This window comes from Enterococcus sp. DIV1337a (assembly GCF_051712285.1).
Classification (GTDB): Bacteria; Bacillota; Bacilli; order Lactobacillales; family Enterococcaceae; genus Enterococcus; species Enterococcus faecalis.
In genome coordinates, this window is sequence record NZ_JBIOOP010000001.1 from 834611 (window position 1) to 849261 (window position 14651).

Sequence of the window (14651 nt, forward strand, 5' to 3'; positions counted from 1 at the left end):
GATGATGAAAGAAAGTAGTAAATGGATTGCTGCATTTGTAGAGATAATCATAGAAAATGGCGATTGGACGGAAACAGACCGCTATTATTTGACGAATCGGATTGCCAAACTAGTTGGCTGTGATTTTTTTGAACAACCAGAGGCGGTTGACTGTGAGCAAGAACCGTTGAGTGTGGTGGAACATCTTTTAAACATTGCACAAGCCAATCACCAAATCGATGGCTCAATTACGGAAGCAGAGCAACTAGAAGCGGAGTTAATGGATTTTATTACGCCGACCCCAACCACTATTAATCGGAAGTTTATGGACTATTATCAAGAGTCTCCACGAAAAGCAACGGATTATTTTTATCAGTTATGTAAAACGAATAACTACATTAAAACGAAAGCAATCGCCAAAAATATTATTTTCCCAATGGACTCACCCTATGGTAAACTAGAAATTACCATTAACTTATCGAAGCCAGAAAAGGATGCTCGAAAAATTTTGGCTGAAAAGAAAATGAGTCAAAAAAAATATCCAGCGTGTATGTTATGTATGGAGAATGAAGGCTATTATGGTCGTGTGAATTATCCAGCACGGACAAACCATCGGATTATCCGACTAAATTTAGAGGACGAAGCTTGGGGCTTTCAATATTCGCCATATGCTTATTATAATGAGCATGCGATTTTCTTGGACCAACAGCATCGAGAAATGAAAATCGAGAAAAAAACGTTCCAGCGGCTCCTTAAAATTACGGAGTTATTCCCTGAATATTTTGTGGGCTCTAATGCAGATTTGCCAATTGTTGGTGGTTCTATTTTATCTCATGATCATTACCAAGCAGGACGGCATACATTTCCAATGGATTTAGCACCAATGGAAAAAATTTTTTCTTTGAAACAATATCCTGGGATAACTGCTGGTATTTTAAAATGGCCGATGTCTGTGATTCGTCTTCAAAGTGATCATCAAGAGGAACTAGTTGAGGCAGCCGAATTAATTTTGACCAAATGGCGCAATTATTCTGATGAACGTGTCTCAGTTCGAGCCTATTCAGAAGATGGTACACCGCATCATACGATTACACCAATTGCCCGACGCAAAGGGTCATTATTTGAATTGGATTTAGTTTTACGAGATAATAATGTTTCGGAGGAATTTCCAGATGGTATTTTTCATCCACATCCAGAAGTACAACATATTAAGCAAGAAAATATTGGCCTAATTGAAGTAATGGGATTAGCTATTTTGCCACCAAGGCTGGCACAAGAATTAAGAGAAGTCGAAAAGTATTTATTAAAGCAACCCAATCAAATTGCTGAAAGCCATCGAGCTTGGGCGGATGAACTCAGCCAGCAAACCATCACTGAAGCCAATGTCAAAGAAGTGATTCAACAAGGAATTGGGACGATTTTTGTTCAAATTTTAACAGATGCCGGCGTCTTTAAACGTGACGAAGAAGGCCGTCGTGCTTTTGAACGGTTTATTCAATGTATTGAAAATGATTAATTTGAGGTGAGGAACATCGTAACCATTAAAGATATAGCAGAGCAAGTTGGTGTTTCTTCAGCGACAGTTTCGAGAGTTTTGAACTATGATGAAACATTATCAGTTAGTGATGAAACGAAGAAGAAAATATTTGAAACCGCAGAAACGTTAAATTATAAAAAACGAGCCAGAAAAAAACAAGCAGGCAAAAAGAAAATTCGATTTGTCCAATGGTTCAGCGATCCAGAAGAGCTGGATGATATCTACTATTTATCGATTCGTTTAGGTGTTGAAAAGAGAGCAGAGGAATTGGGTTTTCTTTTAGTCAAAGAATCTCTGACAAACCTGTCTCAAAAAAGATTTGATGGGACAATTGCCTTAGGAAAATTTGATGAAAAGCAAGTGGCGACCTTAGCCGCCTTAGGCGCACCTCTTCTATTTGTAGACTTTGATGCAATGGCTTTTGGTCAAAACTCCATTGTTGTTGATTTTGCTGGAAGTGTTAAAACAGTTGTGCAAGAATTTTTGGCGCAAGGACATCAGAAAATCGGTATGCTTTCTGGTCAAGAATATACGAAAGAGTCCCGTGTGGCATTGGTTGATTCACGTTTTGTTGCTTTTAAAGAAACGTTAAAAGATCTGGACCTTTATCATCAAGAATGGGTTGTCGAAGCAGCTTTTTCTGTTGAAGAAGGCTATCAAGCGATGAAAGACTTTATTGAAAAAGCGGACACTCGTCCAACCGCTTTTTTCGCTGCAAGTGATACGTTGGCAATTGGTGCGATGCGGGCGTTACAAGAAGCAGCCATTCGTGTGCCAGAAGATATTTCTATCATTGGTTTTAATGATATTAGTGTCGCAAAATATGTTTCACCCACATTAACAACAGTCAAAGTTCATACTGAATGGATGGGCGAGCTAGCCGTTGAGACAATGAAAGAGTTATGCTTGAATACACCACCAGTTCCTAGAAAAATTATTATCGGAACGGAATTCATTCAGCGAGACTCAACGAAACGTTCATCAAAATAACAGCAAAACTTGGAGAGTTTTTTCCAAGTTTTTTGCTCTTTTCTGCTGGTTTTCAACAATCAAGAAAATGGAGGGAAACAGATGCAACCGAAATTAATTATTTTACGTGGTAATTCTGGTAGTGGCAAAACAACGATAGCTAAAGCGCTTCATCAATGTCTTAAAGAACAATCGTTATTGATTTCTCAAGATGTGGTGCGCAGAGAAATGCTTCGTGTTAAAGATGAAACAGGTAATCTAAGTATTGCTTTGTTAAAACAGTTGGTAGCTTTTGGTTATCAAGAATGCCAGTATGTGATTGTTGAAGGGATTTTTCAAAAAGCCATTTATCATTCCTTTTTTCAGGAAATAATTCATCTCTTTGAAGGAAACGTTCAGGTTTATTATTTTGATATTTCTTTTGAAGAAACGCTGAAAAGACATAGCCAGAGAAACAAGAATCAAGAATTTGGTGTCGTGGAAATGAAACGTTGGTGGCTACCAGAAGATTATTTAGGGCTTCCGGGAGAACAGCGGTTATCTGAACAACTGTCTGAAAAGCAGATTATCAGGCAAATTTTAGCAGATATTCAGTAGTAAGTGCTGCGCTTTTTAGAGAAACGGATGTTGTGGTATGATAAAAAAGAAGGAGTGGTTCCAATGGATTACCAAGAACGATTAAAAAATTTACCACCTGAAGTCATGACAGCTTTTTCAGAATCATTTATTTTTTTAATCAGTAACGATAAAGTTCAACATTTTCCTGCTCGAGACTTAACGCAAGCTGAAATGATTCAACGAGTGAAAGAGAAATTGGGTGAAGCGGTAACGTGGTCCTTATGGCACGGGTTCGTTATTGCTGTTAATTCAGAAGAAACATGTGTTGCTGTTTTGCCCAAATATCATCAACTCGATGGCTTTTGAAAATGAACAAGTGAGCGAAGAATTATTCGCTTCATTTCATAAAATGAAAACGTTTTTCGGGAGGGAATGCTGATGTCTGAGCCAGTGGTTATTAGAGAAATGCAAGAGAAAGATATCTTAGCGCTGGATACTCAAGGAGGTCGGGACAGAACTGTTTAACTCCGAGAAATAAGAAGAAATTTCCGGAAATTGTTCTTTAATTTTTGGAGAATTTTGCTTATTTCCGAAGGAGTTGGTTCTGTTCCCGCCGTTTATCAGGTTTTGAGCGTGGAGCAAAAATCCAAAGTGATTTTTGTCCCACGCTCGTCGCCAAGAGATTTTAATGAACTATTTAGAAGAACAATTAGTCAAGCAACGAACGGTTTTTGTAGCGGAGAAAAAGGCAACGCTGTTAGGTTATGTGACGTTACTGCCATTAGCTAAGGAAGGACCTTTTAAAAATTTATATCCTGAAATAGCTGATTTCAATGTATTCTTACCATTTCAAAAACAAGGAGTGGGGCGGTTATTATTAAATCGTGCAGAAAATGTTGCCAAAAGTCATGCAGATACTGTTTCTTTGGGAGTAGGCCTGCATCCTGGTTATGGTGCAGCGCAAAGATTATATATCAAACAAGGATATGTGCCAGATGGTTCAGGAGTCTGGTTTCAAAATAAGCAGCTGAAACCAAACGATCGGTGTGTTAATGATGATGCGTTAGTTCTTTATTTATCGAAAAAACTATAGAGTAGCCAAAGTAATATTCTATAAATATCATTTAGGAGGTTGTTACCCTTGATTAGAAAAATGAAGCCAACCGATGCAGCGGCGTTAACTATCATTAATAAAGAACAATTGGGCTATGAAGTTCCCGTTGACGTGATCTGTAAACAGATTGAAAAATTACTACTAGCCAGTGACAGAGAGTTTTTATATGTTTATGAAGAAACGAAGACAGGTAAGATTTTAGGCTATGTGCATGCGCAACTGTATGAAACAATTTATTCCCAAACGTTATTGAACGTTCTGGGATTAGCAGTCGCAAGAGAAGCAGAAGGCCGTGGAATTGGCAAACAATTAATGACGAAACTAGAAACGGAAGCCAAAAAGTGTAACTTGTCTGCGATTCGCTTAAATTCGGGGGAACAGCGTATAGCAGCACATCAATTTTATGAACACATTGGCTATATTTCTGATAAAAAACAAAAGCGATTCATTAAATACTTGGATACTTAATTTATGTCTTTAAAAAATAACAATTTCCTTTAAAAAAATAAGTAAAAACTAGTGAAATTTTCAGCGAATTAGTGTAAAATGTATCTCAATGACTCAACGAGTGTTTCAGCCGAAACACTGTCAAAGAAAGTACATACAAAGAAACAGAAATAGCCATTTTTGATGGCTGTTTTTTTATGGAGGAGGCAGATTATGACGAAAAAAAATAGTATGATGTACTTAGCAATTTCTAACTTATTTCTTGTTTTTCTAGGTGTAGGCCTAGTCATTCCCGTAATTCCCCAATTAAAAGAAGAAATGCATTTTTCTGGTACCACAATGGGAATGATGATTTCTATTTTTGCGATTGCCCAATTAATCACATCGCCAATCGCAGGTGTCCTTTCGGATAAAATTGGTCGGAAAAAGATGATTGCGACGGGCATGTTGGTTTTTTCAATTTCTGAGTTATTATTTGGTTTAGCCCAAGCGAAAAGCGGTTTTTATATTTCTCGTGGTTTAGGTGGGATTGCAGCCGCTTTATTAATGCCGTCAGTGACAGCCTTTGTGGCAGATATGACCACGATTTCTGAACGCCCGAAAGCGATGGGACTTGTATCAGCCGCAATTAGTGGTGGTTTTATTATCGGACCAGGAGTTGGTGGTTTTATTGCTTATTTAGGTATTCGCGCCCCATTTTTTGCAGCCGCATTTTTAGCGTTTATTGGTTTTATTTTGACATTAACTGTTTTGAAGGAGCCAGAGAAACGAATTTTAGCCGCTGTTGAAGCGAAAAAAGGTTCATTTATGGATATTTTAAGAAATCCAATGTTTACCTCATTATTTGTGATTATCTTAATTTCCTCTTTTGGCCTGCAAGCGTTCGAATCTATTTATAGTATTATGGCGACTATTAATTTCGGTTTTACCACAAGTGAAATAGCAATCGTGATTACGGTTAGTGGTATTTTAGCGTTGATTTGTCAGTTGTTTTTCTTTGATGCAATCGTCCAAAAAATAGGTGAAATGGGCTTAATCCAATTAACCTTTTTTGCAAGTGCCATTTTTATTGCCGTGATTGCCTTTACAAAAAATAATTTAGTTGTTGTGTTTTCAACGTTTATTGTCTTTTTAGCGTTTGACTTGTTTAGACCAGCAGTAACCACTTATTTATCTAAACATGCTGGAGATCAACAAGGAACCATCAATGGGCTAAATTCGACATTTACAAGTTTTGGTAATATTTTAGGACCAATGGCAGCAGGTGCATTATTTGATATCAACCACTTTTTCCCTTATTATGTTTCAGCAGTGATTCTGTTAGGAACAGGCTTTTTATCATTATTTTTAAATCGAAATAAGATGTAAAAGAAAAAATAAGTATTTGGAATATAATAATTCCGAATACTTATTTTTTTGATCACCAACCGTTCTGGAAAAAAAACAAAAAATAAACAGTGTTCGCTTGATTAATCGAACGTTTGTTCGTATAATGATTTTGCAAGTGAGGTGATGTTTGTGAAATTTGATTATGAAAAAGAACCTAGTCGCGATATTCTTTGTATTGATTGTAAAAGTTTTTACGCTAGTGTAGAATGCGCAGAACGTGGGTTAGATCCGTTGAAAACGATGTTGGTAGTGATGAGCAATGCCGAAAATGCGGGGGGATTAGTTTTATCAGCATCGCCAATGGCAAAAAAAGTTTTAGGTGTTTCAAATGTTACGCGTAAAAATCAAGTGCCCGCTCATCCTGATTTATATGTGGTTCCGCCACGAATGAATTTGTACATGAAAAAGAATCAAGAAATCAATAATTTATATAAAAAGTTTGTCGCAGATGAAGATCACTCTGTGTTTAGTGTAGATGAATCATTTCTTGATGTAACGGCTTCTTTAAGTTATTTTCATTGTGAAACCGCCTATAAAATGGCTCGGATTATCCAAAGAGTCGTTTATAATCATGTGGGTATTTATGTGACCGTTGGGATAGGGGACAATCCGTTACTGGCTAAATTGGCGTTGGACAATGGCGCCAAACATTCGCCAGATTTTATTGCAGAATGGCGGTATGATCGTGTACCAGATACTGTCTGGCAGTTGCCTTCTTTGACAGATTTTTGTGGGATTGGTCGCAGAATGGCTAAACGACTAAATCGTTTAGGAATTGATTCTGTATATGAATTAGCGCAAGCGAATCCGCATCTTTTACAAGAAACATTTGGCGTGATGGGGCTTCAATTGTATGCTCATTCATGGGGAATTGATCGTACTTTTTTAGGAAAAAAAACGCAACGTAAAGCTGAAAAATCATTTGGGAATAGTCAGATTTTACCGAGAGATTATGCGCGAAGAGATCAGATTGAACTAGTCTTAAAGGAACTGACAGAGCAAGTGGCTGCTCGTTTAAGAAAAGCGCATTGTCAAACGGAATGTATCACAGTCTACGTTGGTTATTCCAAAGGACAAATTGACCGTGAAGGACGAACTGGTTGGCGAAAACAACAAACGATTCCTGCAACAAACAATACAAAAGTTTTGATCACCCATGTATTAGCCCTTTTTAGAGAACACTATCTAGTAGGAACCGATGTCCGACAATTAGGTCTTTCTTATGGAAAATTAGTTTGGAATGAATCTTTACAATTAGATTTATTTTCGGTACCAGAAGAGCAAATTAGTGAAATGGAGTTAAACTATCTGATTGATAAAATCCGACAAAAATTTGGCTTTCAAGCTTTAATCCATGCCTCTTCTTTGTTAGAAGGCGCGACAGCAATTCATCGTTCAGGATTAGTGGGTGGACATGCTGGGGGAAATGTCGGTTTAGGAGGATAACATCATGAAACGAACAAAAAAAGAATTTACACCTTATAATGAGTACCACGATCGGCCCTTTGAACTGAAATGGGCGACTGCTTTTGCATTGGGGGAGTTACAAGAAGGAATCGAAGCTTCTGACGAATATTCTAAGAGAGCGTTTGAACGCTTACCGCAACAGACAACAGAAGAAATTGAAGAATACTTAGAGCAGTCTTTAAAAAATAACCAAGTTTTAGAAATCCAATTGAATACTTTGGATGATTTTGGCCGCGTTCAGCCGCCAATTATCGGTGTTTTTGAAGGGATGAGCTCAATGGAGCATGCAAAAGTTGGACATACACATATTTTATTTGAAGATATTCGTCATGTTAAAAGTCATGAGTTTACAAAGTGGTCGAGCCTTGATTAAAAAACTATTGTTATACGTGCGTTTTGTGAAAACATATGAGATAATGTTCATAGGTAATAGAAATAAAAATTATGGAGGTGGCTAGGATGGGACATCATTTAAAAGGACACCATGGTAAAAAAACAAATGCAAGTGGCGGCTTTTTAACAAAGTTATTGGCAGGTGGCGCCTTAGTGGGCGTAGGAAAAAAGTTATACGACAATCGTGAAAAAATTAAAGAGCTGTTAAGTGACGACAAAGAAAAAAGCAACGATACTGAAAACAAATAAAGGACTGGATTGACGGAATGGTAAAAGATGCAGCGTATATTATTGAAGAGATTACCACGATTTTAGAAGGAACCTATTTTGTGATAACCAAGAAAGCGAATAAGCGCCGCATGTGTTTACATGTTTCAGATACCGCGAAAGAATTTTTACGTTGTCGACTGGAGTATGAAACATTCTTAGAGCAACAGTTTGATTATGCCACAATGTTTTTAGAAACATGTACGGAAGATGTTTCTGTTGAAATTCAAACGGGACTACTTGAAGAAACAAATTATCAAGCATTAACCGTGGAAAAATTACAACAGATAGCCACTAAAATGTAACACAGCTGTTGTGTTAGTTGTGATTCTTAATTTGGTTAAGGAGGCGGATAAAATGTCAGTATATCAACATATTTTGGTTGCTCTTGATGGCTCAGATCAATCTGAAAAAGCTTTTCATGAAGCTGTCAGGATTGCCAAAGAGGAACAAGCCACTCTTTATTTAGCTACAATTATTAATGATGCTGAATTTACGACGAGTCCCTTTTCTTTTGAAGAATTGTATGATTTAGAAAAACACAAGTCAGAAGAGATGCTCACTGAAAAGGCAAAACAAGCGAGTGAAATTGGTGTAAAAACAGTCAAAAAAATTGTTGAGCTTGGGAGCCCAAAACGTTATCTTGCCAACACGATTTCTGAAAATTATGCCATAGATTTAATTGTGCTAGGGGCCACGGGAAGAGGTGCTATTCAACGAACCTTGATTGGTTCTACTACAGATTATGTGGTTAACCATGCTTCGTGCAATGTCTTAGTCGTTCGCTAATTGTGAGTAAATAATCAAGGACACAGTGTTTTATCGGAGCGTTTTTTTAAATTAAACGAGAGGTGAGTTTATGAAAACAAAAATCGGAAAAACAGTTATCTTGTCAGCGTTTTTATTCACAAGTTTCTTTTTGCTGAGTGGCTGTACCTCGGCTGGCGAAGAGATGGAAAAGACAATTGATCGACAGAAAGAAAAAGTCGATAAAACTGTCGATAATCAGAAACATCAAAATGAAAATTCCCTGGAAAGTTACGACGAAAAAGTTGACCGTTCTTTAGATAGTCAAGAAGACAATATCGATACTACTGAGTAACGGGAAAGCTTTGAACTATCGGCTAGTAAATAAATAGTATACAAAAGGGAGCATCCGCTGCAGTTATTTCTCACAGCGGATCCTCTCTTTTGTGGTTAAAAAGAAAAAGTTAACTGCTCCCCAACAGTTAACTTTTAATCATGTTGCACATAGTTAAAACACTCTATATATCATTTATATCATTTGAAACTGGTGGTGTAAAAAGAAATCTCTTGAAAAGAGTATCTATTTGTAGGAAAAGATGGGCATAAAAAAGAGAAACTTTAATAGGGGAAATAAAAAAGCATTTTTTCACTAATAATAGATATTTAAGTTTTTATAGCAACAGTTTATTCATGTTGCAACTTTTATCCTTCTATAGTAGTATTATGTTTAAAAAATTAGGAGGTGCGTTTGATTGACAAGTGACACGTCAGAAGGCGAGCAGAGATTCTTAATGTGTTTAGCCTACTTTTTAATTGAATAATTTATAGGGAAGTTCAGTATTGATAGCAAGTATGGGCTATTAAATGATGAGCTTATTTGCACTATAAAAAAATAATTAAGAAAGTTAGGTAAATAAATGGAACAGATAAAAGAGTATCAATTGAGTACAGAAGAGATTTTAAAAAAATATGAAATAAAAAATTTAGAAAACGGTTTAACAGCAAAGCAAGTAGAAGATAGTATTTTGAAATATGGGGTAAACAAACTAGAAGCTAAAACGACTCCTAAATGGAAATTGTTGCTTCGACAGTTTAACAATATGATTATTTATATTTTGTTATTTTCCGCAGCTTTGACGCTGTTCATGGGACATACTTCAGATACTATTATCATTGTTCTAGTAGTTTTTGTAAACGCGCTGATTGGGTACTATCAAGAAGCTAGTGCGACAAATGCATTAGAAAAAATAAAAGAACTTCTTTCTTCAAAAGCAACCGTTTACCGACAAGGTGTTAGAAAGGACATTCCAGCTGAACAGGTAGTAGTGGGAGATGTAGTTTTTTTAGAGGCTGGTGACAATGTTCCAGCAGATTTACGAATGATTGAAGCAGATAATTTACGTATACAAGAATCCGCTTTAACAGGAGAATCAGATTCTGTTGAAAAAGTTACGACTCCGATAATCGCTGAAGATACACCTTTAGCAGAACAAGTTAACTTAGCTTTTGCTTCTACGGATGTTACTTCTGGAAGCGGGATTGGTTTGGTGATAGCAATAGGAGAACAAACAGAGATAGGAAAAATATCCTCTGAAGTAAACAATACAGAAACCAGAAAAACTCCGTTAATGAAAGAAATCGATAGTTTGGGAAAAGGGATTACTTACGTAATTATGTCAGTAGCGATTGTTCTTTTTCTGGTAAGTTTGTTTCTTGAAACTTACTCTCTGTCTGTTTTATCTCTGGCTGTCGTGACAATGATTGTCGGCTCTATTCCTGAAGGCTTGCCTGCTACTACTTCCGTTGTTTTAGCAATGGGTGTGAGCGATATGGCTAAAAATAAACATACCATTGTTAAGACTTTACCTGCTGTGGAAACTTTAGGCTCTGTAGATGTAGTAGCTACGGATAAAACAGGTACATTAACCAAAAATGAAATGACAGTAAAAGACATCCTATTATATAAAAAAGAGTACCAAGTGACGGGCGATGGCTACCAGCCAACAGGACAAATTTTATTTGAAAATAAAAAAGCGTCATTAGATGAGAAGCTAAAATTGTTTTTAGAAATAGGCTTTGAAGCGAATGATACAGTTTTGGTAAAAGAAGAAAATCATTGGTCGATTAACGGAGAACCAACTGATGGTTCATTTCTTACTTTATACTATAAGCAATTTGATTATCCTAACCAACCTAGTTATGAGGAATTGGACATGTTGCCTTTTGACTCGGAGTATCGCTATATAGCAAAACTTATTAAAAATGAAAAGGGCGAGCAATTTATTTTTATAAAAGGATCGCCTGATAAGCTTTTGCCCATGGCAGAAAAAGCAGATCAAACTTTTGATACGAAGTATTGGTATGAACAAGTTGAAAAACTATCCAAAGAAGGAAAACGAGTAGTAGCGGTCGGGTTCCAAAAAGTTTCTTCAGCTATAACAGAAATTACGCATGATTTTTTAAAGAACGGTATTCAGTTAGTCGGGATTGCAGGGATTATTGATCCGCCAAGAGAAGAAGTCATTCAAGCGTTGGGTGAAATGAATCAAGCAGGAGTTCATGTTAAAATGATTACAGGGGATCATCCCTTGACCGCCAAAGCAATTGGGGAAAAATTAGGATTGGCACCAACAATTCGTGTCATAACCGGCGGTGAACTAGATAAAATGACTCCAGAAATGTTTCGTGAAGCTGTTTTGGAAAATCAAGTTTTTGCAAGAACGACGCCTAAAAATAAGCTTGATATTGTCAAAGCCCTTCAAGAAAGCGGTAAAGTTACTGCAATGACAGGTGATGGTGTCAATGATGCCCCCGCGTTGAAACGAGCAGATATTGGGGTAGCGATGGGAAAAAAAGGAACGGACGTAGCCAAAGACTCTGCAGATATGATTTTAGCAGATGATAATTTTGGTACCCTATCGGTGGCAATTAAAGAAGGACGTCGCATCTATGACAATATAAAAAAGAGCATTCTCTTTCTTTTACCAACTTCTTTTGCTGAAGGTTTAATTATAGTATTTAACATTTTAATGCAAAAAGAAATGCCTCTACAAGCAACCCAACTACTATGGATTAATATGGTTTCCGCAATTACTATTCAGTTTGCGTTTATCTTTGAACCAGATGAAGAAGGTATTATGAAAAGAAAACCAAGGAAAACTGGAAATCGTTTATTGGATAATCATGATATTTGGCAAATGGCCTATGTTTCAATAATAATGGCTTTAATTAGTCTTATTTCTTATGAGTGGTTATTAACTCAAGGTGTAGGACAAGCGGTAGCAAGTACTATGATGATTAATATTGTTGTTTTAAGTAAAATCTTTTATTTATTTAATATTCGAACAACACAACCATTTTTCTCTAAAAGCTTATTTACAAATCCAAAAGCTTTTTGGATTATCGGTATAATGGTCATATTGCAACTAATTTTGACTTATGTTCCATTAATGCAATCAATTTTTTATACGGCTAATCTGTCCTTGTTAGCTTGGGTAATTTCAATCGTTTCAGGTATGATTATCCTATTTATTACAGAAGTAGATAAGTATATAAGGAATGTGAAACGTAAGAAAAAAAGAAATGACGTACTTCCCAAGTCTTAAACTTGGAGATAAATGCTCAGGTGAGAAAGCCAATAAGAAGGAATTTCCCAAAGATGGTATAAAAATAAAAAAAGCGAAGAATGAACTGATGGTGTGCAGTATCCCGCATTTCATTTCGGTTGCATCAAATTCCATGTATGGAAAATGCTAGAATTGATGGTCTTGGCTCTTGAAACTAAACACTGTTTTCTCAATAAATGTTCGTCGCAATTTAGCCTTCTAAAATCCTATTACGATCGCGTCATAAAATAAAAAAATAATTAGGTGAAAACAATGGAAATACATTTTGAAAAAGTAACAAACAATAATCGTACGGCAGTGGAAAACTTACAGGTCTTCGCGGAACAACAAGACTTCATTGAATCAATGGCAGAAAACCTGAAAGAATCGGACCAATCTCCAGAATGGGAATCGGCAGGTATTTATGACGGCAATCAATTAATCGGCTATGCCATGTATGGACGTTGGCAAGATGGGCGCGTTTGGTTAGACCGCTTTTTAATTGATCAACGGTTCCAAGGACAAGGTTATGGGAAAGCAGCCTGTCGACTTTTAATGTTAACACTAATAGAAAAATACCAAACAAACAAGCTATACTTGAGTGTTTATGATACGAACAGCTCAGCAATTCGGTTGTATCAACAACTTGGTTTTGTATTTAATGGTGAATTAGATACGAATGGCGAGCGGGTAATGGAATGGACATATCAGAATAAGTAGATAGAACAGGTGAGACAAAAGCCACAGCGCATTTTGTTTCACTTGTTTCTTTTAATTGGCTTCATTTGTTTACTTTTAGTAAGTAAAATGGTAAATTTAGTGCAATCTGTTTTGAAAAAAAGAGTTACTGGAGGGTAAGGATGAAAATAGAATTTTTCCATGATGTTATTTGTAGTTTTTGTTTTCCAATGTCTGATCGCATGCATGAGATTCAACAGGAATTTCCTGAAATTGAATTAATCCATCGGTCGTTTGCGTTGGGGTGGTCAGCAAACGATTTTGAAACAATGTTTGGCTCACGAGCGGCAGTAAAAGAAGAAGTTTTGACGCATTGGGTGCATGCCAATCAAAACGATTCAAAGCATCGTTTTAATATTGACGGGATGAGGAAGCAACGATTTGATTTTCCAACATCAAAGAATGCATTATTAGCAGCAAAAGCAGCTGGATACATTGGCAACCAAGACACCTATTGGTTACTGTTTGATAAGTTACAAGAAGGTTTATTTGTGAGAAGTTTAAATATTGAAGAGCCAGAAGTAATTGAGGAGTTAGTAAAAGAAACAACGATTGATTTTACTTTATGGAAAGAAGCTGTTGCTTCCGAGGCTGTTTGGACGGCAGTTCAAGAAGATTTTGCGCTAGCTTCTGCTTATGGTTTACAAGGGGTTCCTGCCCTAATCATTAATCAAAAATATCTAATTAATGGTGCAGTACCGAAACAACAAATCAGTCAAACTATTCAAAAAATTCTCACAGAAGAAAAACAACAGCAACCGTTAGTTTCATTGTCTCCCTCTTCTGAAGAGTCAGCTTCATGTGAATTTAAGGAAGGCGCATGGACGTGTCAATAAGCGGTATAAAATAACGTTATTCTTTGACAAAACAAAAGACTTCTGTAATAGTTAATGCGGGGGTGATAATATGTTTAACGCGTATAGAGAATACTGGAATAATATTACAACAATGAATGCGTCAGCAACACGAGCACAATATTGGTGGCCACAATTAATTAATTATTTAGTGTTAGGGATTTATTCAGCAATTACGGGCGTTTACAGATATATTGAAGTAACACCCAATGATGGAACAATCATTAAAGAATGGAATACCGTGACCATTATCTTTTTCTTGCTGACTGCTTTAATTTGGTTGGCAAACTTTACTGTTCGAGCAAGAAGATTGCATGATCGCGACCACAGTAACTGGTGGATTTTATTCTATTTACTTCCTTTTATCGGTACTTTAGTGATCTTCATTACATTAATTTTGCCAAGTAAAAGCCACACAAGATGGCCAGTGAATCAATCAGAAATTTAATTTACTGGTTTAGCTGATTATCTTAAGAGTGAAAATAGGACATAAGTCATTTCGACTTATGTCCTATTTTCTTTTTTATTTCAGAAAAATAAAATTATCTTTTGAATGATGGTACCTCACATTGCGTGCTTCTTGATAA

17 protein-coding genes are annotated in these 14651 nt (G+C 36.4%); all 17 read left to right on the forward strand.

Going from position 1 to position 14651, the window contains the following annotated elements; translation table 11 throughout:
* Positions 1 to 4: 4 nt before the first annotated feature.
* The 17 genes from galT (at position 5) to IGL49_RS04190 (ending at position 14512) form a co-directional block, all read left to right on the forward strand.
* On the forward strand, positions 5 to 1495 hold the full coding sequence (gene galT / locus IGL49_RS04110) for a UDP-glucose--hexose-1-phosphate uridylyltransferase (RefSeq protein WP_174108333.1): 1491 nt from the start codon (positions 5 to 7) through the stop codon (positions 1493 to 1495).
* A gap of 6 nt (positions 1496 to 1501) precedes the next feature.
* Entirely contained in the window at positions 1502 to 2506 is a 1005-nt protein-coding gene (locus tag IGL49_RS04115) for a LacI family DNA-binding transcriptional regulator (protein ID WP_104854258.1), read from the forward strand.
* A gap of 9 nt (positions 2507 to 2515) precedes the next feature.
* A complete protein-coding gene (locus tag IGL49_RS04120) occupies positions 2516 to 3082 on the forward strand; it encodes a kinase (protein WP_174108329.1) in 567 nt (188 codons plus the stop codon).
* 27 nt (positions 3083 to 3109) lie between these two features.
* Positions 3110 to 3409 (forward strand): hypothetical protein, encoded by a 300-nt coding sequence (locus tag IGL49_RS04125; RefSeq protein WP_162782421.1) that lies wholly within the window; start codon positions 3110 to 3112, stop codon positions 3407 to 3409.
* A 292-nt stretch (positions 3410 to 3701) separates the two neighbouring features.
* A complete protein-coding gene (locus IGL49_RS04130; RefSeq protein WP_104854260.1) occupies positions 3702 to 4136 on the forward strand; it encodes a GNAT family N-acetyltransferase in 435 nt (144 codons plus the stop codon).
* 48 nt (positions 4137 to 4184) lie between these two features.
* On the forward strand, positions 4185 to 4625 hold the full coding sequence (locus IGL49_RS04135) for a GNAT family N-acetyltransferase (RefSeq protein ID WP_282593684.1): 441 nt from the start codon (positions 4185 to 4187) through the stop codon (positions 4623 to 4625).
* A gap of 192 nt (positions 4626 to 4817) precedes the next feature.
* Complete coding sequence (gene emeA, locus IGL49_RS04140) at positions 4818 to 5972, forward strand: multidrug efflux MFS transporter EmeA (protein ID WP_002358140.1); 1155 nt, start codon at positions 4818 to 4820, stop codon at positions 5970 to 5972.
* A 144-nt stretch (positions 5973 to 6116) separates the two neighbouring features.
* The gene (locus IGL49_RS04145; RefSeq protein ID WP_164982879.1) at positions 6117 to 7439 is read left to right on the forward strand and encodes a Y-family DNA polymerase; all 1323 of its coding nucleotides are present in this window, start codon (positions 6117 to 6119) and stop codon (positions 7437 to 7439) included.
* 4 nt (positions 7440 to 7443) lie between these two features.
* On the forward strand, positions 7444 to 7833 hold the full coding sequence (locus IGL49_RS04150) for a hypothetical protein (RefSeq protein ID WP_104854263.1): 390 nt from the start codon (positions 7444 to 7446) through the stop codon (positions 7831 to 7833).
* Between the two features lie 71 nt (positions 7834 to 7904).
* Positions 7905 to 8102 carry a hypothetical protein gene (locus IGL49_RS04155; protein WP_002375234.1) on the forward strand — a complete coding sequence of 66 codons (198 nt, stop codon included), beginning with the start codon at positions 7905 to 7907 and terminating at the stop codon, positions 8100 to 8102.
* A 17-nt stretch (positions 8103 to 8119) separates the two neighbouring features.
* A complete protein-coding gene (locus IGL49_RS04160) occupies positions 8120 to 8425 on the forward strand; it encodes a hypothetical protein (RefSeq protein ID WP_002358136.1) in 306 nt (101 codons plus the stop codon).
* Between the two features lie 52 nt (positions 8426 to 8477).
* On the forward strand, positions 8478 to 8909 hold the full coding sequence (locus IGL49_RS04165; protein WP_104854264.1) for a universal stress protein: 432 nt from the start codon (positions 8478 to 8480) through the stop codon (positions 8907 to 8909).
* Positions 8910 to 8979: 70 nt separating this feature from the next.
* Positions 8980 to 9222 carry a hypothetical protein gene (locus IGL49_RS04170; RefSeq protein ID WP_104854265.1) on the forward strand — a complete coding sequence of 81 codons (243 nt, stop codon included), beginning with the start codon at positions 8980 to 8982 and terminating at the stop codon, positions 9220 to 9222.
* A 562-nt stretch (positions 9223 to 9784) separates the two neighbouring features.
* On the forward strand, positions 9785 to 12472 hold the full coding sequence (locus tag IGL49_RS04175; protein ID WP_104854266.1) for an HAD-IC family P-type ATPase: 2688 nt from the start codon (positions 9785 to 9787) through the stop codon (positions 12470 to 12472).
* Between the two features lie 273 nt (positions 12473 to 12745).
* A complete protein-coding gene (locus IGL49_RS04180; RefSeq protein WP_104854267.1) occupies positions 12746 to 13192 on the forward strand; it encodes a GNAT family N-acetyltransferase in 447 nt (148 codons plus the stop codon).
* A gap of 140 nt (positions 13193 to 13332) precedes the next feature.
* Positions 13333 to 14046: a DsbA family oxidoreductase gene (locus IGL49_RS04185; RefSeq protein WP_104858170.1), complete on the forward strand. Its 714-nt coding sequence runs from the start codon at positions 13333 to 13335 to the stop codon at positions 14044 to 14046.
* Positions 14047 to 14116: 70 nt separating this feature from the next.
* Positions 14117 to 14512, forward strand: coding sequence for a DUF805 domain-containing protein (locus tag IGL49_RS04190; RefSeq protein WP_002358131.1), 396 nt, complete (start codon positions 14117 to 14119; stop codon positions 14510 to 14512).
* Positions 14513 to 14651 lie beyond the last annotated feature (139 nt).

Bases quoted from the DNA above. Each gene is read 5' to 3' on its own strand.
- emeA (WP_002358140.1), top strand. From the start codon at position 4,818: ATGACGAAAAAAAATAGTATGATGTACTTAGCAATTTCTAACTTATTT.
- IGL49_RS04150 (WP_104854263.1), top strand. From the start codon at position 7,444: ATGAAACGAACAAAAAAAGAATTTACACCTTATAATGAGTACCACGAT.
- IGL49_RS04180 (WP_104854267.1), top strand. From the start codon at position 12,746: ATGGAAATACATTTTGAAAAAGTAACAAACAATAATCGTACGGCAGTG.
- IGL49_RS04175 (WP_104854266.1), top strand. From the start codon at position 9,785: ATGGAACAGATAAAAGAGTATCAATTGAGTACAGAAGAGATTTTAAAA.
- IGL49_RS04160 (WP_002358136.1), top strand. From the start codon at position 8,120: ATGGTAAAAGATGCAGCGTATATTATTGAAGAGATTACCACGATTTTA.
- IGL49_RS04155 (WP_002375234.1), top strand. From the start codon at position 7,905: ATGGAGGTGGCTAGGATGGGACATCATTTAAAAGGACACCATGGTAAA.
- galT (WP_174108333.1), top strand. From the start codon at position 5: ATGAAAGAAAGTAGTAAATGGATTGCTGCATTTGTAGAGATAATCATA.
- IGL49_RS04145 (WP_164982879.1), top strand. From the start codon at position 6,117: ATGTTTGTGAAATTTGATTATGAAAAAGAACCTAGTCGCGATATTCTT.
- IGL49_RS04170 (WP_104854265.1), top strand. From the start codon at position 8,980: ATGAAAACAAAAATCGGAAAAACAGTTATCTTGTCAGCGTTTTTATTC.
- IGL49_RS04190 (WP_002358131.1), top strand. From the start codon at position 14,117: ATGTTTAACGCGTATAGAGAATACTGGAATAATATTACAACAATGAAT.
- IGL49_RS04165 (WP_104854264.1), top strand. From the start codon at position 8,478: ATGTCAGTATATCAACATATTTTGGTTGCTCTTGATGGCTCAGATCAA.
- IGL49_RS04125 (WP_162782421.1), top strand. From the start codon at position 3,110: ATGTTGTGGTATGATAAAAAAGAAGGAGTGGTTCCAATGGATTACCAA.
- IGL49_RS04185 (WP_104858170.1), top strand. From the start codon at position 13,333: ATGAAAATAGAATTTTTCCATGATGTTATTTGTAGTTTTTGTTTTCCA.